16 protein-coding genes and 1 tRNA gene are annotated in these 17705 nt (G+C 62.3%); 9 read left to right on the top strand and 8 right to left on the bottom strand.

What is annotated here, in order from left to right; all coding sequences use genetic code 11:
• Positions 1-128: 128 nt before the first annotated feature.
• The 6 genes from BMY67_RS13300 to BMY67_RS13275 form a co-directional block, all read right to left on the bottom strand.
• Positions 129-995 (bottom strand): hypothetical protein, encoded by an 867-nt coding sequence (locus BMY67_RS13300; protein ID WP_092772352.1) that lies wholly within the window; start codon positions 993-995, stop codon positions 129-131.
• 150 nt (positions 996-1145) lie between these two features.
• Positions 1146-1472 (bottom strand): 2Fe-2S iron-sulfur cluster-binding protein, encoded by a 327-nt coding sequence (locus BMY67_RS13295; protein WP_177189825.1) that lies wholly within the window; start codon positions 1470-1472, stop codon positions 1146-1148.
• A 100-nt stretch (positions 1473-1572) separates the two neighbouring features.
• Entirely contained in the window at positions 1573-2589 is a 1017-nt protein-coding gene (locus BMY67_RS13290) for an NAD(P)/FAD-dependent oxidoreductase (RefSeq protein ID WP_092772350.1), read from the bottom strand.
• Between the two features lie 447 nt (positions 2590-3036).
• Positions 3037-5457, bottom strand: coding sequence for a TonB-dependent receptor (locus tag BMY67_RS13285; protein WP_092772348.1), 2421 nt, complete (start codon positions 5455-5457; stop codon positions 3037-3039).
• A gap of 401 nt (positions 5458-5858) precedes the next feature.
• Positions 5859-5932, bottom strand: a tRNA-Arg gene (locus BMY67_RS13280).
• Positions 5933-6067: 135 nt separating this feature from the next.
• A complete protein-coding gene (locus BMY67_RS13275; protein WP_092772346.1) occupies positions 6068-6778 on the bottom strand; it encodes a TVP38/TMEM64 family protein in 711 nt (236 codons plus the stop codon).
• Positions 6779-6951: 173 nt separating this feature from the next.
• Here BMY67_RS13275 and BMY67_RS13270 point away from each other — a divergent pair, with 173 nt between their 5' ends.
• Both BMY67_RS13270 and BMY67_RS13265 read left to right on the top strand, forming a co-directional pair.
• Positions 6952-8091 carry a cystathionine gamma-synthase gene (locus BMY67_RS13270; RefSeq protein WP_092772344.1) on the top strand — a complete coding sequence of 380 codons (1140 nt, stop codon included), beginning with the start codon at positions 6952-6954 and terminating at the stop codon, positions 8089-8091.
• Between the two features lie 140 nt (positions 8092-8231).
• Positions 8232-8606 (top strand): hypothetical protein, encoded by a 375-nt coding sequence (locus BMY67_RS13265; protein WP_177189824.1) that lies wholly within the window; start codon positions 8232-8234, stop codon positions 8604-8606.
• A gap of 155 nt (positions 8607-8761) precedes the next feature.
• On the opposite strand, the gene BMY67_RS13260 is transcribed toward BMY67_RS13265, so the two are convergent.
• Positions 8762-9769 carry an OmpA/MotB family protein gene (locus BMY67_RS13260; protein WP_245745044.1) on the bottom strand — a complete coding sequence of 336 codons (1008 nt, stop codon included), beginning with the start codon at positions 9767-9769 and terminating at the stop codon, positions 8762-8764.
• Positions 9770-9992: 223 nt separating this feature from the next.
• On the opposite strand from BMY67_RS13260, the gene accD reads away from it, so the two are divergent.
• The 7 genes from accD to BMY67_RS13225 all read left to right on the top strand — a co-directional run bounded on the left by accD (position 9993) and on the right by BMY67_RS13225 (position 16154).
• Positions 9993-10877 carry an acetyl-CoA carboxylase, carboxyltransferase subunit beta gene (gene accD, locus BMY67_RS13255; RefSeq protein WP_092772913.1) on the top strand — a complete coding sequence of 295 codons (885 nt, stop codon included), beginning with the start codon at positions 9993-9995 and terminating at the stop codon, positions 10875-10877.
• Positions 10878-11099: 222 nt separating this feature from the next.
• On the top strand, positions 11100-11834 hold the full coding sequence (locus BMY67_RS13250) for a YiaD family glycine zipper/OmpA-like lipoprotein (RefSeq protein WP_245745043.1): 735 nt from the start codon (positions 11100-11102) through the stop codon (positions 11832-11834).
• A gap of 431 nt (positions 11835-12265) precedes the next feature.
• The gene (locus BMY67_RS13245) at positions 12266-12532 is read left to right on the top strand and encodes a YMGG-like glycine zipper-containing protein (protein ID WP_092772338.1); all 267 of its coding nucleotides are present in this window, start codon (positions 12266-12268) and stop codon (positions 12530-12532) included.
• 207 nt (positions 12533-12739) lie between these two features.
• Positions 12740-13444 carry a YiaD family glycine zipper/OmpA-like lipoprotein gene (locus tag BMY67_RS13240; RefSeq protein ID WP_092772336.1) on the top strand — a complete coding sequence of 235 codons (705 nt, stop codon included), beginning with the start codon at positions 12740-12742 and terminating at the stop codon, positions 13442-13444.
• Positions 13445-13553: 109 nt separating this feature from the next.
• Positions 13554-14315, top strand: a complete 762-nt coding sequence (locus BMY67_RS13235; protein WP_092772334.1) for an endonuclease III domain-containing protein — start codon at positions 13554-13556, stop codon at positions 14313-14315.
• A gap of 118 nt (positions 14316-14433) precedes the next feature.
• Positions 14434-15417: a radical SAM protein gene (locus tag BMY67_RS13230; RefSeq protein WP_092772332.1), complete on the top strand. Its 984-nt coding sequence runs from the start codon at positions 14434-14436 to the stop codon at positions 15415-15417.
• Positions 15418-15620: 203 nt separating this feature from the next.
• Complete coding sequence (locus tag BMY67_RS13225; RefSeq protein WP_092772330.1) at positions 15621-16154, top strand: gamma carbonic anhydrase family protein; 534 nt, start codon at positions 15621-15623, stop codon at positions 16152-16154.
• Between the two features lie 94 nt (positions 16155-16248).
• Here BMY67_RS13225 and BMY67_RS13220 read toward each other — a convergent pair whose 3' ends face one another.
• Positions 16249-17580 carry a hemolysin family protein gene (locus BMY67_RS13220; RefSeq protein WP_177189823.1) on the bottom strand — a complete coding sequence of 444 codons (1332 nt, stop codon included), beginning with the start codon at positions 17578-17580 and terminating at the stop codon, positions 16249-16251.
• Positions 17581-17705: the final 125 nt, after the last annotated feature.

The raw sequence follows: 17705 nt of genomic DNA, 5'->3' as shown, positions 1-17705 counted from the left end.
AACGCGCCGCCCGGCTATTGTCGGGCGGCGCGTTGCGTATGCAGGGTGCAGGTCAGTTGCTATAGTGGTTTTCAGGTTGCGGCGCTACAGCCGGCACACCGACTCAAAACCTGCTCTGGGTAGCAGTCCTATTCGGTGGGCGGCTCCGAGAGGGTGGGCGTTTCGTCTGCGGCCTCGTCTTCCGGCGGGGTGGCTAAGCGGCCGTAGCGGGGCGTGCGCGCAGCGGCTCGCTCTCCGCTTCGGCCCAGAAACCAGCCGTAGCCCAGTTGCAGGGCCGCCCGCGAGCCCCGGTCGCGCAGCACGAAGCCGCCTTCCTGCGGCGTTCCGTTGGCGGCCAGGTACGCTAGGCGCTGGGTGCGCGTCTCAACCAGTGGGCGCAGCCCCTGCCAGTAATCCAGGCTGAGCAGCAGGCTATGCGCGGGGGCGAGGGCGTAGCGCAGGCGTACCCCACCGTTCAGCAGCCAGGTGCTGCGGTTGCGCTGGCTGCTGGTGTACACCGTCAGCGGCCGGCCCGGCGCGGGCTGGCGCTGGCCCGGGTTGAACTCGCGCGGCCCGCCGGTAGGATAGGGGCGGGCCAGCCAGGCCGCGGCGGCGCCCAGGGTCGCGTCGAGGCTGAGTCGGGCGCCGAGCGTCAGCAGGTCGAGGCGGCGCAGCGCCAGGCCCGTTTGCCAGACAGGGCCTGTTCCAATCCCTGAGCTCGCTTTGCTGTTGCGCGTGCGGTACCCAATGCCGGGTTGCAGTTCGGTAAGCCCTAGGGCCGTTTCCAGGGCCCATTGCGGCGCGAGCGGCCAGGCCAGCCGCAGCTCGCCCCCGGGTCCAAACGCATCGTCGGCCCGAAACGCGCTGGGCGTACCCGCCGAACGTTTGATAGATGTGAGCGAGTACGCCGGCCCGGCGCTCCAGCTAAGCTGGGGCCGCGCCTGGGCCCGGGCACCGGCCAGCGGGAGCAGGCCTACCAGCACCCCGCCGGCTATTCGGTACAGGTACAGGGCCATGGGTTAAAGCGGTAAGGACAGTTGGAAATCACCTGGAAAGCCGCCCCGGCAGTGGGCGTATCCTCCCAAACGCCACGGCCGCGCCCGCAGTGTAATGCCCATAAAAAAAGCCGACCCACAGGCCGGCTTTCTCACTATTACCCTGATTTTTTAAGCCTCCTGGGGCATCAGGCGCACCACCAGCCCGTCAATGCGCGAATTGAGGCGAATCTGGCAGGAGAGGCGGCTGCCCTGCGTCATCACGGGCAGGCTTTCGAGCATGGCCAGCTCATCGTCGGAAGGTTCGGGCAGCTCGGGGCCGGCCAGCACCTCTACGTGGCAGGTGCCGCAGAGGGCCATGCCGCCGCAGGTGGCCTGGATGTCGTAGCCATCGGCCTTCATGAGCTCCATCAGGCTCAGCCCCATGTCGGTAGGGCCTACAATTTCGTGGCGGTGGCCGGGAGATTCCTCCACGTACACCCGTACTTCGTCGGTCATGTCGTAAGCTTCAGGCTACAAGCCGCAAGCTGCAAGCTACCGGTATCCGGACTAAGTCGAACATACTTGTAGCTTGCGGCTTGCGGCTTGTAGCTCTATTTTAAAGAGTAGGTACCCCGTTTACGGTGGTGTACTTGAGGGTGTATTTTTTGTCGGGGTAGATGTACTTGAAGGCGCCCTGGCACATGAGGGCGGCCTCGTGGAAGCCGCACAGAATCAGCTTGAGCTTGCCGGGGTAGGTGTTGATGTCGCCGATGGCGTAGATGCCGGGCACGGAAGTCGAGTAGTCGACGGTGTTCACTTCCACCGCGTTTTCGTCGATGCCCAGGCCCCACTCGCCAATCGGACCGAGCTTGGGCGTGAGGCCGAAGAGCGGAATAAACGAGTCGACCTCCACCTGCTTGGCCTCGCCGCCGTTGGCCGTGATGGTGACGGCGTTGAGGCGGCCGTTGCCGTGCACGTGCGTGACGTTGCTGCTGAGCACCAGATTCACCTTGCCGGCCTCGTGGAGCTTCTGCACCTTCTCGGCCGAGTCGGCGGCGCCGCGGAAGGTAGTGCCGCGGTGCACCAGCGTTACTTCCTTGGCCACGTTAGCCAGGAAAATCGTCCAGTCGAGGGCCGAGTCGCCGCCGCCGGCAATTACCAGGCGCTGGTCGCGGAAGGTTTCGGGGTCGCGCACCATGTAATGCACGCCCTTGCCGTTTTCGAAAGTCGTCAGGTCGTCGATGGCCGGCTTGCGGGGCTCGAACGAACCCAGGCCGCCGGCAATGGCCACGGCCTTGCAGCTGATCTGGGTGCCGTCGGTGGTTTTGAGCTCAAACGAGCCGTCGTCGAGCTTGCGGAACTCCTCCACCCGCTCGCCGAGCGTAAAGGTGGGGTGGAAGGGCTCAATCTGGCGCATCAGGTTGGTTACCAGGTCGCCGGCCAGAATTTCGGGGAAACCCGGAATGTCGTAAATCGGCTTCTTGGGGTAGATTTCCGACAGCTGCCCGCCCACCTGTGGCAAAGCATCCACCACGTGGCAGCGCAGCTTAAGCAGCCCGGCCTCAAATACGGCAAACAGCCCCACCGGGCCAGCCCCGATAATGCAGATATCGGTCGAAATGGAATTGGTCATGGAGTAAGCTAAAGACGAACTATACAGCCCCGACGGGACCGTACGCACAACAACGAAACCGGCCAAATCGTTGGCCGAAAGGCCCGGTAACTGCCCGCGCCGGGCGCTACGCGGCCGCAAAGATACGCAGGCAGCTCGCCTAAAGCCTACCATGACAGGCAAGTATCCGCCAATCGCCTACCACTTGCTCCGGCACCTGCTCTGCATCAGCCAAAGGCCCCGTTACTGAAAGCGGAAACGAACATTTGGGCTCAACAATAAAAAAGCACCTTCAGCACAGCGTTAAGGCGGCTTTACGGAGTCTTGCCGGCTGTTTTCTTAACTCCGGACTACCATGCGGCAACCTGTTGCCAGCACCGGTACCGGCCCGTTCTGCTTGCCACAGCCAGAACAAACACCCCACCGGAGCCTGGCTGGTGGTTTTGCTTTAGGGCCTGATTGGGGTTGCTATTCGAACCCGCTGCCGCCCGCATCATCCGCTTCTTTGCGGTCTTTGGAGCGGCCGGGCTGGTTGCTGCCGAAACGGTAGGCAAACCCCAGGTAGGCAATGCGCGATTCCCGCTTGTAGCGCGAATTAGTGTTGAAATCGGGGCCGGAGGAGGTGTTGTTGTAGCGGAGCGTGTTGAACACGTCGGCCACCCGGAGCGTGAGCGTGGCCCGGTCGCCGAACAGGGTGTAGCGGGTAGCTACGTCGACATTGTTGCGGGGGCCGCGCTGGCCCTGGGCCGTGTTGACAGGGGAGCGGTAGTTGAAGGCCAGCTGCGCATCGAGCCGCTTGCTGAGCGTGAACACATTGTTGATTCGGGCTGTGTACACCTGGCTGTTGGTGTTGATGGCCACGCCGCCGGCCGAGCCCCGGATCAGGCGGCGGAACGTGGAGGCATTGGCGTTCAGCTTCCAGAAAGCCGTGAGCGGCAGCGCCCCCACCAACTCCAGGCCCACCGATGTTTCGCGGCCCAGGTTCTGGCGAGTAATGCTCGTGACCTGGTTGCCGGTGAGCGAGTCGGTGAGCACCTGGCGGAAGGCCTGGGCCGTGTTGGTTTCGAGCCGGTAAAAAGTATTGATGCTCAGGCTGCGGCCCTGCCCAAAATCCCGTTCGCCGCCCAGCTCCACGGCATGCACATATTCGGGCAGCAGCTGGGGGTTGCCCGTGGTGAGGTTGAACTGGTCGGAGCGGTCGGTAAACGGGTTGAGGTCTTCGGCGTCGGGCCGCTCGATGCGCTTGGAGTAGCTCAGCTGCACCCGCTGCTCGTGGGGCAGCTCGTAGGCTAGCGTGGCGCTCGGAAACAGGTTGAAGTAATGCTGCGCAAACCGGGCCTGGGTGGCTTGCTGATTGCCGTTCAGGTTGGTCTGCTCGCCCCGCAGCCCGAGCTGGTAGCTGAGCTTGCCCCGGCGGTCGGCATAAATGCCGTGGGCGGCCTGCACGTACTGCTGGTAAATAAAGCGGTTCGACGGATCGAAGGCCAGGGCCGGCTGCCGGCTCAGGCGGTAATCCACATCGTAGCGCCGCACCGAACTGCGCAAGCCCGCCTCGAAGCGGCGGTGCTCCCCCAGCGGATGCACGTAGTCGAGCTGGGCGGTACCCTGAGTGGTGCGGTTTACGGTGCGCTGCTGCTGCGTGGCCAGCGTGTTTTCCAGCGGGTAGCGGATAACCGAGGCCACGTCGCTGGCAAAAAACAAGGGCGTGTACACGGCGCTGGCTGTCAGTTCCCGGCCCTGCCGCTCGGCCCAGGTGCGTCGGTAATCCAGCGTTACGTCGGCCGTGCGGAAGGTGCCGGTGGTGGCGTTAGTGCGCTGGCTGGTACCGGCTGGCACCGGCTGGCCGCCATCGGTTTCATTTACCTGCCGCGAATCCAAAAACTCGGTTTCGCGGCCGGGGTTCAGGCGGGGCTGCACGGCCAGCGTAAGGGTTTGCTCGGGCGTCAGGGCATAATCGAAGCCCAGGCGCAGGGCCTGCGTGGTGCGGGAGCTCAGGCCGCTTCGGGTCTGGCGCAGCCGCAGTGTAGTGTCGCGGGTGCTGGTGGTCTGGTCGAGGGTGGCGTTGGTGCGGCGCCGGTCCTGGCGGAAATCGTAGCTGCCAAACACGTTCAGCCTGCCCCGGCGGTAGTTGAGGCTCAGGGCGGCGTTGTACTTGTCGCCGGTGCCGGCTGTGGCGCTGGCCTGGCCATTGAGGCCGTCGCGCTGCTCTTTCTTGAGGATGATGTTGAGAATTCCGCCGGCCCCGCTGGCATCATAGCGGGCCGAGGGGTTGGTGATGACCTCCACCAACTGGATGCTGCTGGCCGGAATCTGCTCCAGCGTGGTAGTGGTGGGCTTGCCATCGATAAAGATGGTAACCCCACTCGACCCGCGGATGCTTACTGCGCCGTTCTGGTCGACCACCACCGAGGGCACGTTTTGCAGCGCGTCGATGGCCGTACCTCCGGTTACCGTCAGGTCCTTGCTCATGTCAATCACCTGCTTATCGAGGCCGCCGCTTACCACCGGGCGCTCAGCCGTTACCAGCACGTCGCGCAGCTGGGTGGTGGCAGAGCGCAGGCGCAACGTGCCCAGGTCGAGGTCGGGCGTGGCGGCCGTGAGCGTAATAGTGCGCTGGCCCGGCCGATAGCCCAGGGCGGTAGCCCGCAACACGTACTGGCCCAAACCCATTTTCTCCACTGCAAATGCCCCCATCGCGTCGGCCTGGGTGCCGGCCACAAACACCGAATCAGGCCCGCGCAGGAGCACTACGTTGGCAAACGATACGGGCTGACCGGTGCCGGTTTCCAGCAGCCGGCCCCGCACCGTGCCTGTTTGGGCCCGCACGCCCAGAGTGCTGCCCCACCCAATAAATAAAACCAACCAAAACGAGCGGGTAAACAACGGCATAAGCTACATCCAACAATGACGACCCTGCAACGGCCCACCGGTTCGGTTATCCGACACGCGCTACGACTACTACCACCAGGTAAAAAAAGCAGACCGCGAAAATCCGGCTTAATTCTGAGGATATTTGGGGGAAGCCTGGCCGCGCCGCCACTCATCGGGGAGGTAAAGCCGAAAAGCTCAGCTGCGTGCAATAACCACAGGAACGTTTCTGCCCTCAGCAGCCGGCAGCTCCGCTCCAGCATGGGGCTGATGTCCCCGTCCTGATAGCCGGCAGGGCATTAAAGTTGCGGGCGGACTCCAGGACAGGAACGCGTTGCAGCGGGGCTGCGCAGATTACTTTGGCAGACACAACTGACTCAAAAGCAAAAACGCCCTCAGCGCATTGCTGAGGGCGTTTTATGTGGTCACGTAAGGAGTCGAACCTTAAACCTTCTGATTCGTAGTCAGATGCTCTATCCAGTTGAGCTACGCAACCTTTTTACCGTTGTGCGGATGCGTTTATCCGTTTTGGTTGTGCAAAGATAGCAGCTAAAATCCGGGCCCCGCAAACCGGCAGGTAAAAAAAGTGTGCTGCCAGCCTGCAAACGGCTGAATGACAGCCCGATTTTTTTTATTCCGCTGCCTCGCCCCGCTGCAAAGTCCGTTTCAGGGCCCGCGTGAACACGAAATACAGCCCGAAGGCCGATATGGCCAGCAGCGCCACCACCAGTACCTTGCCCGCCGTGCCGGTATCGGGGTTCTGAATGAGCAGCAGCACGTCCTGGGCCTTGGTGCCGAGCCAGTAGAAGAACAGGGTGCGGGGCAGCATGCCGATAACCGAGGCCGTCAGGAACTGCCGCTTCGGCACGCCCATCACAGTCAGGATAAACGTAATCATGGCGAAGGGCAGCACCGGCGAGAGGCGCGTGAGCAGGACGAGCCGCCAGCTGTCGGCGCGCATCTCGCCCATTACGGCGTGGGCCTTCGGAAACTGCTCCAGCAGCTTAATGAGCTTGCCCTGGTCGAGGCTGTGGGCGATGAGGTAGCCCCCGTAGGCGGCCAGCATGTAGGTAAGCAGCATGCCCGGAAAGCCCGGCCAGCCGAAGAAAAAGGCCGTAATCAGGACCACCACCGTGGTGTGGGTAAGCGAGAGGGTCATGGTAGCGGCCACTACCACAAAGTAGAGCACCATCAAACCTAGGCTGGGATTGCGCAGCCAGTGCTGGTTCTCGTGCAGGGTCCACGTCAGCACGCTGTCGCCGATAATGGGCAGCACCGTGAGCAGGACCAAGGCGGTAAGCGTGGACTTGTTCTGGCGAAAGAGGGTTTTCAGAAACGACATAAGCAGGGGCAGCAGACGGCGGCTCGGCGCTGGGTGGCCGGTCCGCCGCTAAGAACGTAAGAAAGGTACCAACAGCTGATTTGTCCCGGGTGGTTCGGCCCGAAAGGCACTCCGCTAAAGGCTCGTACCTTTGACGGGTAACTGATTTTCCACCTGCTTACTGCTCTTCACGCATGAAATTCGGAACCAAGGCTATCCACGCCGGCGTGCATCCTGACCCCGCCACCGGGGCCATCATGACGCCCATCTACCAGACTTCTACTTACGTTCAGACTTCGCCCGGCCAGCACAAGGGCTACGAATACTCGCGCACCCACAACCCCACCCGCAGCCAGCTCCAGGACGCGCTGGCGGCCCTCGATAACGGCCGGCACGGCCTGGCCTTCGCCTCGGGCATGGCTGCCATCGACTGCGTGGTAAAGCTGTTGCAACCCGGCGACGAAGTTATTTGCACCGACGACCTGTACGGCGGCTCATACCGGCTCTTCACGAAGGTGTACGCGCCCTACGGCATCAACTTCCACTTCGTGCCCATGCACGACATGGCCGCCGTGGAGGCCGCCGTAACCGAGCGCACCAAACTAATCTGGGTGGAAACGCCCAGCAATCCGCTGCTCAACATCATCGACATCGAAGCCGCTGCCGCTGTGGCCAAAAAGGCCGGGGCCCTGCTGGCCGTCGACAACACTTTCTCGACGCCCTACCTGCAGAATCCGCTCGATCTGGGCGCTGATATCGTCGTGTACTCGCTCACCAAATACATGGGCGGCCACTCCGATACGGTAATGGGCGCGCTGGTAGTCAACGACGACGAGCTGAACGAGAAGCTGGCGTTCTACCAGAACTCCTGCGGCGGCACGCCCGGCCCCCAGGACTGCTTCCTGGTACTGCGCGGCCTCAAAACCCTGCACGTGCGCATGCAGCGCCACTGCGAAAACGGCCGCCGCGTAGCCGAGTACCTGGAGCAGCACCCCAAAGTAGGCAAGGTGTACTGGCCCGGCCTCGAAAGCCACCCCAACCGCGCCGTAGCTGCCCGGCAGATGCGCGACTTCGGCGGCATGGTGTCGTTTGTGCTCAAGGGCGACCAGCAGGCCGACGCCATTGCGGTGCTCGAAAAGTTCGAGCTCTTCACGCTGGCCGAAAGCCTGGGCGGCGTCGAAAGCCTCTCGGGCCACCCCGCTACCATGACGCACGCCAGCATCCCGGCCGAGCAGCGCCGCAAGTCCGGCCTGTCCGACTCGCTTATCCGCCTGAGCGTGGGCATCGAGGATATTGAGGACCTGCTGGCCGATTTAAAGCAGGCCATCGGGTAATGTGGCGGGCCGGGCTAAGCTTCCTGCTGGCACTGCTGCTGCCTGCTTTGACGGCGGCAGCCCAACAGCCGGAAACTGCCCTGGCACCTTTTTCGCGGGCCAATGTGGTGCTGGTGCAGACGACTGCTCCGTCTGATTCCGTGCTGCGAATCCTGCGGCACTACCTAACGGAGCGGGGCTTTTTACTCGATAGCATAGATGCCGGGCAAGGCCTGCTGACTACCACCGTGGCCGTACCTGCGCGCACGTTGGCCCAGCAAATGAAAATCAGGGCCTGCCAAACGCCCGCTGGGTGGCGGCTGACCGCGCTGTACACCATTGAGGGCCCTTTAAACAGTGCTACCGGCTTTCCGGCCCAGTACCTGGGGTTGGAAAGCGCGCCGAATAAAACGGCGTTCCGAACGTTGGAAGACGTTGCCCGGGCCGTACCGCGCGGTACGCTCCGCTACAGCCGCGCCAAAGTCCGGTTCGGCGTGCTGACCAGGCTGGAGGATGCAATAAGGATGCCCTGGTAAAATAGTCGCCTTCAAGCGCAAAAAAGCCGTCTGCTCAATCAAGAGCGGACGGCTTTTTTATTGCCCGCTTTCTGAAACGAAGCTTAGCGCTAGTCCTGGCTTGCTTCGTAGCCAGGGCTTTTCCTCAAGGCCTCAACCCCGTTTTCTACTTGTTGCTACTTTCCCGTCGAATTGGAGTCGAGGATTTTGAATAGCTCGTTGAGCTTGGGCGTGAGGATGATTTCGGTGCGGCGGTTGAGGGCCTTGCTTTCGGCCGTGGTGTTGGGCGCCACGGGCACATACTGCGAGCGGCCTGAGGCCGTCACGCGCTCGGGGGCCACGCCGCCGCCGGTGAGCAGGCGCGCAATTTCGGTGGCCCGCAGCACGCTCAAGTCCCAGTTGTCGGTCATCGAGCCCACGGCCCGGCTGAAGGGCACGTTGTCAGTGTGACCTTCCACCACCACGTTCACGTCGGGCTGCTGCTGAAGCACGGTGGCCAGCTGGCGCAGAGCCTCCTGGCCCTTGGGGTCGACTTTGGTCGAGCCGGTTTTGAACAGCAGCTGCTCGGAAAGCGACACGTACACTTTGCCGTTGCGCATTTCCACCTGCAGCTCGGTGCCCTTATAGCCGCGCAGGGCGTTGCTCACGCTGTTCCGGAGCGCGTCCACGGCCCGGTCTTTCTCGGCCAGCGCCTTCTGCAGCTCGCCCAGCTTGGCCTCGCGGGCCGTCAGGTCCTGGTTGAGGCGGTCGATGTCGGCGCGGCTCTTTTTCAGGCTCTGGTCCAGCTCGCCCAGCTCGGCCTCGCGGCGGGCCAGGTCCTGGGCTACCTTGTTGTAGTCGGTGGTTTTGTTGGCCAGCGTCCGGTCCGAGTTCTTCAGCAGCCGGTCGTAGCTGTCGGTGAGTTGCTCGTAGAGCTGGCGGGTGCGGGCCAGGTTGCGGCCGGTTTCGGTCGAGTCGTCGGTGAGGCGGCGGTTCTGCAGGCGCAGGCGGCTCAGCTCGTCGGCGGCTTTTTTCAGCTCGGCCACGTTCTGGCGGTTCTGGCGCTCGGCCTCGGTTTTGGCCTGCTCAGTGGCCGACTGGCGGGCCCGCAGGTCGTCGTACTTTTTCGAGGCCACGCAGCCGGGCAGCGCCGCCGAGGCCAGAAAAGCGCCCAGAACCAGGGCAGCAGGGGAGAAGTTCTTCACCGCAGAAAGGAGTAGAAAGCCAAAGGAAAATACCAGCGGCCCCCCGCCGGCTTCCGGCAAGATACGCCCTGCCGCCCGCTTCGGTCCCCGCCCGGCCGGCCGGCGCGTTTTAGCCCACCGTTTCACGCTTCTGGATTCCGCCGTAACTTGCACCTCCCAACCCGCGCCCCTGTGGCCGGCGCGGGCCCGTACTTCCTTCTGAACCCACGCCTTTCTGTTACTTATGTCGTCCTGGTTTAATCGCAAAGAAAAAGGCATCGTAACGCCCACCGACCAGAAAAAGGAAACCCCCGACGGCCTCTGGTACAAGTGTCCCGAGTGCAAAACGGTGGCCACCATGGTCGAGCACAGGCGCCTGCTCTCCACCTGCGGCAACTGCGGCTACCACGACCGGATTGAGGCGGCCGAGTACTTCAGCTTCCTCTTCGACGGCGGCCGCTTCGAGGAGCTCGACGCCGACATGCACTCGGCCGACCCGCTGCACTTCGTGGATACCAAGGCCTACCCGCAACGCCTGGTAGCCACCGAAAAAAGCACCGGCCTGCGCGACGCCGTGCGCACGGCCCACGGCCAGCTCAACGGCCTGGGCCTGGTCGTGGCGGCCATGGACTTCAAGTTTATCGGCGGCTCGATGGGCTCGGTGGTGGGCGAGAAAATTGCCCGCGCCATCGACTACGCCCGCGAGCACCGTTTGCCCTTCCTCATGATTTCGCGCTCGGGCGGCGCCCGCATGATGGAAGCCGGCTTCTCCCTGATGCAGATGGCCAAAACCTCGGCCCGGCTGGCGCTGCTCTCCGAAGCCGGCCTGCCCTACATCTCGCTGCTCACCGACCCAACAACCGGCGGCGTTACGGCCTCGTTCGCTATGCTCGGCGACTTTAATATTGCCGAGCCCGGCGCGCTCATCGGCTTTGCCGGCCCGCGCGTTATCAAGGAAACCATTGGCAAAGACCTGCCCAAAGGCTTCCAGAGCGCCGAGTTTGTGCTGGAGCACGGCTTCCTCGATTTCATCGTCGACCGCAAGGACCTGAAGGGGCGGCTGCACGCGCTGCTCTCCATGCTGCAGGCTGGTAAGGGCGCTGAGACAGAGTCGGCTACGGCCGGCTAGCCACTGCGCCGGCCATCGGGCCCAATTTTCGGCAAGCTTTTTGGAAAGAAGCCCGCCAGATGCGCTGCAGGCGCTTCCGGCGGGCTTCCGCCTGTTTTGAGGAGCCGCTCCGAAGCGCAGGCATAGATAAGCGCCTATATTTGCCGAACTTTTTTTCTCAAACCTAGTAAGTACCTCTGACCAGGTAAACTGACTCTTTCTCTCACCAAGCTGTTGAATTTTATGACTTCTCGCACCTCCCTTTACTCGCTGCTCATGGCCCTGGTTATGTTCATGGCCTCCTGCGCTACGACGCAGCCGAGCGGCGGCCTTTCTGATGCCAATGGTTCCGGCGCCCGCAAAACGGGCATGAGCAAAACTGCTAAAGGTGGCCTGCTGGGCGCCGGCGGTGGTGCCGTAGTAGGCGGCGTACTCGGCCGCGTTATTGGTGGCAAAGGCGGTACGGCCGCTGGTGCTATCATTGGCGCTGCTGTCGGTGGCACGGGCGGCGCCCTGATCGGTCGCAAAATGGACAAGCAGGCCGAAGAACTGCAGCGCGACATGGCCAACGCCAAGGTAGAGCGCGTAGGCGAAGGCATCAAAATCACCTTCGACTCGGGCATCCTCTTCGACACCAACAAGAGCGACCTGCGCGCCGCTTCGATGACCGAAATCCAGAAGATGGCCGAAACCCTCAAGAAGTACCCCGACACCAACATTCTGGTGGAAGGCCACACCGACGCTTCGGGCACGGACGCCATCAACAACCCCCTGTCGGAGCGCCGCGCTCAGTCGGTAGCCAACTACACCATCGCCCAAGGCGTTGATGCCGGCCGCGTAACCACCAAAGGTTACGGTTCGAGCCAGCCGATTGCCGACAACACCACCGAGGCTGGCAAGCAGGCCAACCGCCGGGTAGAAGTAGCCATCTTCGCCAACGAGAAGATGAAGAAAGCTGCTGAAAACGGCACGCTGTAAGTAAAAGCCCGGCTTAATCTGCCGGCCATACCAGAAGAAGCCCCCTCGTTGAGGGGGCTTTTTTTGTGCCCTGCTGCGCTAAGCGAAAGCACTGGTCGGAAACTCTGACCAGGTACGCCGGGTTCGAACGGAAAAATATGGCCCTGAAATATCCTATCCGGGATAGTTCGGGTAAGGATTGAAATTGGCGGAAAGTAGCTACCCCTCCGCGAACGGCCGCGGCGCCGGTGTTCGGGAGAGCCGGATGAGGACAGAATCGGGCCGGCGAAAAGTGCAATAGCTGCCGCCCGGCTTACCGGAAACTGCCAACCTGCCGCTGCCGGCAACCGTTAAAACGCTCATCAGCGGCTGGCCGCGGCCCCTTGTCCGGGGCGTCCGATCCGGTGAACAGCCCGCTTGTTTATTTCTCCCTTCACTAAAATCGACCGACCATGAAGATGTTCCGATGGACTTTTATGCTGCTGATTGCCGCCCTGATGATGAGCTGCTCCACTTACCGTAATGCCAACGACACGGGCAAGGGCGCCATTATCGGCGGTGGTAGCGGCGCGGCCGCCGGCGCCGTGATTGGTGGCGGCAAAGGGGCCATTATCGGGGGCGCCGTGGGCGCTGGAGCCGGGGCCGTTATCGGCAACGAAAAGCAGAAGCGCAAAGATGAGCGCCGCCGGGCCCGCGAGGCCAACAACCCCAACCTGTAGGCGCGCCGCAACAGCCAGCCCAAATAAAGTGAGGCTGCCTTGAAAACTGCTCGTGCTGATTCCCGGGCCCATTCGCAACCAGCGGATGGGCCCGGGCTGTTTTTGGCAGGATGGTTGTAAAGCGCGCTCCGGCGGGTAGCTTTGCCGGCCCAAGGCCAATTGGCGGGCCCGTTTTTTCTTCACTTCCTCATCTTTCCTGTTTTCCCGATGACCAATCTTCGCTCCTTATTCGTGGTGCTGCTGGCCGTGCTGCTGTTGGGCGGCAATTTTGCCGAAGCCCAAACCACCAAAGAGAAAAAGCCCTGGAGCAAAACCGCTAAAGGCGGGCTAATCGGCGGCCTGGGCGGAGCCGCCGGCGGGGCCATTCTGGGCCGCGTGATTGGCGGCAAGTCGGGCACGGCCAAGGGCGCCATTATCGGGGCCGCCGTGGGGGGGGCCGGGGGCGCGCTGATTGGCCGCCGCATGGACAAGCAGGCCGCCGAGCTGCAGCGCGAAATGGCGGGCGCCACTGTCGAGCGGGTGGGCGAAGGCATCAAAATTACCTTCGACTCGGGCCTGCTGTTTGCCAAGAACTCGGCAAGCCTGACGGCCGCCGCCCAGAACAACATCCAGGAACTGGCCAAGACGCTCGTAAAGTACGGCGACACCAACGTAATTGTGGAAGGCCACACCGACACCAGCGGCTCCGATGCCATCAACAACCCCCTTTCGCAGCGCCGGGCCCAGGCCGTGGCCAACTACACGCAGCAGCAGGGCGTAGATGCCTCGCGCTTCACGGTAACGGGCTACGGCTCGAAACAGCCGGTAGCCGATAACTCGACCGAGGCCGGCCGGGTGGCCAACCGCCGGGTAGAGGTAGCCATTTTTGCCAACGAAAAGCTGAAGAAGGCCGCCGAAAAAGGCACCATCTAAACCAGGTTTTCTGTCTTTCGAAAAGCAGGGGCTTCCTTTCAAGGAGGCTCCTGCTTTTTTGTGGCCCGGCCGGCGTAACCCGCCGCCCGGCCCGGCGGTACAACCGCCTATGCCTACCAACTACACTGCCGCCGCCGCCGAGAAAACCCGCCAGAACTACGAGGCGCTCCAGCGCTTCTACCCGCCCTTAACCCTCGACAAGCCCCGCCGCTCGCCCATGCGCGAGCTGATTTCCACGGTCCTGTCGCACCGCACCACCCATGCCGATGAGGAACTGGCCTACGACCGGATGCTGGAAACCTTTGGCGACTGGGCCGGGGTGGAAGCAGCCCCCACGCCGGAGCTGGCCCACGCCATCCGCACCACCCGCTGGCCCGACACCCAGGCGCCGCGGATTCAGGAAATTCTGCGCCGCATAAAAGCCGAGCGGGGCGAGTTCGCGCTGGATTTTCTGGCCGAGTGGCCTACCGAGCAGGCCATGCAGTGGCTGCACGAGATGCCCGGCATCGGCCTGAAAACGGCTTCGCTGGTGCTGCTCTTCAACTTTCATAAGCCTGTACTGCCCGTCGATACCCACGTGCACCGCATTGCCCAGCGCGTGGGCATGATTCCGCCCAAAGCCTCGGCCGACAAGGCCCACCAGCTGCTGCTGGCCCAACTGCCGGCCGATGCGCTGGTGCTGCTCAACTTCCACAAACACAACTACTGGCACGGCCAGAAGGTGTGCTTCTACGCCAAGCCCGACTGCCCGCGCTGCCCGCTCAAGGGCTTCTGCAACTACTACCTCGAACACTACGGCCCCGCCACCCCCGAGGCCCTGGCCGCCACGCCCGAGCGCTGGGATCTGGCCTGGGGCGAGCTACAACACTGAAAAGCCGCAAACTATAGGCTTCAAGCTACAAGTAAGTTCATAAAGTCCGTTACTTGTAGGTCTGGGCTCCAGAACAAAAGCTTGTAGCTTGCAGCTTGAAGCTTGCAGCTCCCCAACTATGCGCCTTGTTCGTCATCCGGTTCTGTGCAATTATTACGTTACCTACCGGTGCAACGCCAAATGCTCGTTCTGTGATATCTGGGAGAAACCCTCGCCCTACATCACGCTCGACGACGTAACCAGCAACCTGCGCGACTTAAAGCGGCTGGGCGTGTCGGTGGTGGATTTTACGGGGGGCGAGCCGCTGCTGCACCGCCAGATTCATGAGTTCGTGGGGCTGGCCCACGACATGGGCTTCATCACGACGCTTACTACCAATTGCCTGCTGTATCCTAAGTACGCCGAGCGGCTGCGGGGCAAGGTAGATATGCTGCATTTCTCGCTCGATTCCAGTGAGAAAGAGGTGCACGACCGGGGTCGGGGGGTGGCCTGCTTCGATTTCGTGCTCGAAAGCATCCGGGTGGCGCGCGAGCTGGGCGAGCGGCCCGACGTGCTGTTCACCGTGTTCCGCCAGAACCTGGCCGACCTGGAACGGGTGTACGAGCAGATTACGCGGCCCAACAAGCTGGTGCTCATCCTCAATCCGGCCTTTGAGTACGGCGAGGTGGAAACCGGCGAGCAGCTGACGGCCGGGGAGCTCGACTACCTCTCCGCTTTCGGCAAGCGGCCGGGCGTGTACCTCAACGAGGCCTTCATTCAGCTGCGGCGCGATGGGGGCAACCACGTGGCCGACCCGGTGTGTAGGGCAGCCTCCACCACGCTGGTCGTGTCGCCGTCCAACGAGCTGGTGCTGCCCTGCTACCATTTGGGCGAAAAGAAATTTCCGATTGAAGGCCGGCTGTTCGACCTCTACAACTCGGCCGAAGTGCAGCAGCTGGCCGCCCTCGAAGGCCGCCTGCCCGCCTGCGAAGGCTGTACCATCAACTGCTACATGCAGCCCAGCTTCGCCGTCGAAACCAGCAAATACTTCTGGCAGGCCCTGCCCAGCACCCTCAAATACAACTGGGACAAAGGCACCTGGAAACGCATGCTGACCAGGTGAGATGGTGAGCTAGTGAAATGGTGAGTTGACGTTCTAAATTCCATGCGCTGGTACATCAAACGCTTATCGTGCCGAAATAATATGGATAGATATCTATAAATAAGGCCCCTCCGCGTACCTTACTCACTACTCACTACTCACTACTCACTACTCACCATCTCACTACTCACTACTCACTACTCACCATCTCACCATCTCACCTTATGCCCCTCATCCTGCCCGTTCAGGGAAAACACCCGCAGCTGGGCCCCGACTGTTTCGTGGCCGACAACGCCACCATTGTGGGCGACGTGACGCTGGGCCGCGCCTGCACCGTGTGGTTCGGGGCCGTAGTGCGCGGCGACGTCAACGCCATCCGCATCGGCGAGCAGACCAATATTCAGGACGGGGCCGTGCTGCACTGCACCTACCAGAAGGCCGACCTGACCATTGGGGCCCGCGTGAGCATCGGCCACCGCGCCATCGTGCACGGCTGCACCGTGGAGGATGACGTGCTGATTGGCATGGGCGCCATTGTGATGGACCATGCCGTGGTGGGCGCCGGCTGCATTATTGCGGCGGGGGCGGTGGTGCTGGAAAACATGCACTGCGAGCCGGGCTACCTCTACGCCGGAGTGCCGGCCCGCCGCATCAAGCCCGTTACGGAGCAGCAGCGCGCCAACATCAGCCAGACGGCCGACAACTATGTGCTGTATGCCAGCTGGTTTCAGCCCGACGCTACCTCACCCGAGAAATAGGCCGAATAAGGAAGAGCTACCCGAGTTCTAAAGCAAAAGCGCTTCCCCGGATCAGGGAAGCGCTTTTTTTGTAGTGGGGATATGCTGCGGGGCGCTACAAATCCAGCATCTCGCCGGCTTCCGCTTCCTGCTCCTGCCCGTCGAGCAGGCGCAGCTGCACCAGCTCGACGGCCCGGCGGGAGCGTTTGAGCACCCGGAACTCGTAATTGTCGAGCGTGGCCACGTCGCCTACCTCGGGAATGTTGCCGTAAAGCACGTTGAGCAGGCCGCCTACGGTTTCGTAGTCGTCGCCCTCGGGCAGGGGGTAGGGCAGGTGCTCGTTGGCGTCGGGGATGGGCGTGGCGGTGTTCACGCGGTACTCGGTTTCCGACACCTTCTCGACCACCGGCACCTCGTTGTCGTACTCGTCCTGGATTTCGCCCACCAGCTCCTCCATGATGTCCTCAATCGTGACGATGCCCGACACGCCGCCAAACTCGTCGGAGACGATGGCCATGTGCATGTGCTTGCGCTGGAACTGGCGCAACAGCCGGTTGATTTTCTTGGTTTCGGGGACGAAGTAGGCCGGGCGCATGGTTTTGGCCAGCTCCAGCGGCTCGTGCCGGCGGATAATCTGGAGCAAATCCTTCACGTAGAGCACGCCCACAATATTGTCGATGTTGCCTTCGTAGACCGGGATGCGCGAGTAGCCCTCGTTGTACACCATTTCCAGCACCGTGTCTTCGTTCGTATTCACGTCGATGGCTGAAATCCGGGTGCGCGGCACCATAATCTGCTTCACCATCCGGTCGTTGAACTCGAACACGTTTTCCAGCAGCTCGTGCTCCGACTCCTGGATTTCGCCGCTTTGCTTGCTTTGGCCCAGCAGCATGCGCAGCTCTTCGCTGGTATGCACCTCGGCCTCGTGCAGCGAGCCTACCCCAAACAGGCGCAGCACAACATTCGACATCCGGTCGAGCACCCAAATGAAGGGGAAAGTGATGAAGGCGAAGGCGCGCAGCGGAATGGCAATGGCCATGCTGGTGGTTTCCGGCTTCTGAATGGCCAGCACCTTGGGCGCCTGCTCGCCAAGCACAATGTGCAGGATGGTGATGAGCGAGAACGAGGTAACAATCGATATCTGATGCACCAGTGTATCGGAAAGCACGATGCCCAGCTTGGCGATGATGGCCAGAATAACTTCGGCCACCACACTTTCGCCAATCCAACCCAGGGCCAGGGAGGCCAGCGTAATACCGAGCTGGCAGGCCGAGAGGTAGTGGTTCATCTCGTGCAGCATGCCCAGCAGCAGCTGCGCGATGCGGTTGCCGCTCTGCGCTTTTAACTCGATCTGGGAAATACGGACCTTCACGAAGGCGAATTCCGCAGCCACAAAAAATCCGTTGGCGGCTACCAGCAGAATAGTCAGTAAAATGTTTAAGCCCATAGGTACGGAGGCAGGCTCAACCGGCCCGGCCATCCTTTGTACTGCGAAAGTACGACATTCGCCCCAAGGGGTTGGGATGAGCCGGCAAATGGGGGGCAAGAGGAGCCGGCGGCGGGCCCGGGCCC

It is taken from the genome of Hymenobacter actinosclerus (assembly GCF_900111515.1).
GTDB lineage: Bacteria > Bacteroidota > Bacteroidia > Cytophagales > Hymenobacteraceae > Hymenobacter > Hymenobacter actinosclerus.
This window is presented reverse-complemented; position numbering and strand designations above follow the sequence as displayed.

What these genes read in the sequence shown, in the direction of transcription:
- BMY67_RS13300 (WP_092772352.1), bottom strand. Translation starts at nt 995, where the DNA reads ATGGCCCTGTACCTGTACCGAATAGCCGGCGGGGTGCTGGTAGGCCTG.
- BMY67_RS13295 (WP_177189825.1), bottom strand. Translation starts at nt 1,472, where the DNA reads ATGACCGACGAAGTACGGGTGTACGTGGAGGAATCTCCCGGCCACCGC.
- BMY67_RS13250 (WP_245745043.1), top strand. Translation starts at nt 11,100, where the DNA reads ATGACTTCTCGCACCTCCCTTTACTCGCTGCTCATGGCCCTGGTTATG.
- BMY67_RS13245 (WP_092772338.1), top strand. Translation starts at nt 12,266, where the DNA reads ATGAAGATGTTCCGATGGACTTTTATGCTGCTGATTGCCGCCCTGATG.
- BMY67_RS13275 (WP_092772346.1), bottom strand. Translation starts at nt 6,778, where the DNA reads ATGTCGTTTCTGAAAACCCTCTTTCGCCAGAACAAGTCCACGCTTACC.
- BMY67_RS13290 (WP_092772350.1), bottom strand. Translation starts at nt 2,589, where the DNA reads ATGACCAATTCCATTTCGACCGATATCTGCATTATCGGGGCTGGCCCG.
- BMY67_RS13240 (WP_092772336.1), top strand. Translation starts at nt 12,740, where the DNA reads ATGACCAATCTTCGCTCCTTATTCGTGGTGCTGCTGGCCGTGCTGCTG.
- accD (WP_092772913.1), top strand. Translation starts at nt 9,993, where the DNA reads ATGTCGTCCTGGTTTAATCGCAAAGAAAAAGGCATCGTAACGCCCACC.
- BMY67_RS13230 (WP_092772332.1), top strand. Translation starts at nt 14,434, where the DNA reads ATGCGCCTTGTTCGTCATCCGGTTCTGTGCAATTATTACGTTACCTAC.
- BMY67_RS13285 (WP_092772348.1), bottom strand. Translation starts at nt 5,457, where the DNA reads ATGCCGTTGTTTACCCGCTCGTTTTGGTTGGTTTTATTTATTGGGTGG.
- BMY67_RS13220 (WP_177189823.1), bottom strand. Translation starts at nt 17,580, where the DNA reads ATGGGCTTAAACATTTTACTGACTATTCTGCTGGTAGCCGCCAACGGA.
- BMY67_RS13235 (WP_092772334.1), top strand. Translation starts at nt 13,554, where the DNA reads ATGCCTACCAACTACACTGCCGCCGCCGCCGAGAAAACCCGCCAGAAC.
- BMY67_RS13270 (WP_092772344.1), top strand. Translation starts at nt 6,952, where the DNA reads ATGAAATTCGGAACCAAGGCTATCCACGCCGGCGTGCATCCTGACCCC.
- BMY67_RS13225 (WP_092772330.1), top strand. Translation starts at nt 15,621, where the DNA reads ATGCCCCTCATCCTGCCCGTTCAGGGAAAACACCCGCAGCTGGGCCCC.